Here is a 1,249-nt window from a genome sequence, read left to right on the forward strand (position 1 = left end):
ACTATCTACAATGAACGTTTAGAAATTGTTCATTACACTTTAGCTAATAATAATAATTATCGAGAAGCAGCTGAAAAGTATCAGGTTTCATATAGCCAGATTTACAACTGGGTTCGTAAATACGAACAGAATGGTCAAGAAGGATTAGTTGATCGTCGTGGGCGAAAAATACAAGAAACGTCATTAGATAAATTAAGTAACGAAGAAAAACTTGAACGACGAATTAAGGAATTAGAAGCTCATAATCAAGATTTAGCGGCAGAGAATTTTTTTATTAAAAAAATTAACGGCTTGGAGAAGGCATCAAGGAAGTAAGTAGTCAAGACTACGTCTTACGATATCAATCAATTAAATCAACTTACCAAGCTTTTCCAAGGCAATCTATCAAACGACTTTGTGGACTTGTAAAAGTATCAAGAGCAGCTTATTATCGCTGGTTGAGTAATCGTGAAAACCCAACTATTGATCAAGAGAATGAAAAGTTGAAAGAATTACTTCGCAAGGCATATTTTGAAATGAACGGAACGTGGGGATACCGTAGGATTACTATGTTAATTAACCGAAGGTATAACTACCACTATAACCTTAAGCGAATTAGACGATTGCTTATTAAAATGAGGCTACGAGCTGTGATTAGACGTCCACGTCATAGCTGTACTATTGCTCATGGTAAAAACTACGAACCTAATTTGCTTAACCGCAATTTCACTGCCAATCATCAAAATGAAAAATGGGTCACTGATGTGACTTATTTAACATATGGGAATGGTCAAAAAGCCTACCTTAGCGCCATTAAAGACTTATACAATGGTGAAATTATTAGTTATGTCGTTAGTCAACGTAATGATAATCCGTTAGTTATGAATACTATTAAGCAAGCTTTTAAACTTAATCCAACGGCAAAGCCGTTGATTCACAGTGATCGTGGCTTTCAATATACCTCTAAACAATATGCCAGTTTTACAGCTGAGCACGGCGTAATCCGTAGTATGTCACGGGTTGGTAAATGTATTGACAACGCTCCGATGGAAAGTTTTTGGAGTCATTATAAGGATGAAGGCTACTACGGGTACGAATTTAAGACTTACGAAGAATTAGTCTCGTCAATCGATTGGTATATGTATTTTTATAATTACCAACGTTTTCAAACAAAATTAAACAGCTTGCCCCCGGTTTAATACCGGCATCAAGCTGCCTAAAATCTTTGTATAATTATCTGTCTACTTGACAGGGGTCAGTTCATAATTCA

General features: G+C 35.8%; 2 protein-coding genes. Both read left to right on the forward strand.

Annotated features, from left to right (window positions below; genetic code table 11):
- Positions 1 to 315, forward strand: a 315-nt coding sequence (locus tag JCM14505_RS08495) for a helix-turn-helix domain-containing protein (RefSeq protein WP_156249887.1), incomplete at its 5' end; no start/stop codon positions are given.
- A gap of 32 nt (positions 316 to 347) precedes the next feature.
- Positions 348 to 1,178, forward strand: a complete 831-nt coding sequence (locus tag JCM14505_RS08500; RefSeq protein WP_054654054.1) for an IS3 family transposase — start codon at positions 348 to 350, stop codon at positions 1,176 to 1,178.
- Positions 1,179 to 1,249 lie beyond the last annotated feature (71 nt).

This window comes from Limosilactobacillus equigenerosi DSM 18793 = JCM 14505 (assembly GCF_001311375.1).
Lineage (GTDB): Bacteria > Bacillota > Bacilli > Lactobacillales > Lactobacillaceae > Limosilactobacillus > Limosilactobacillus equigenerosi.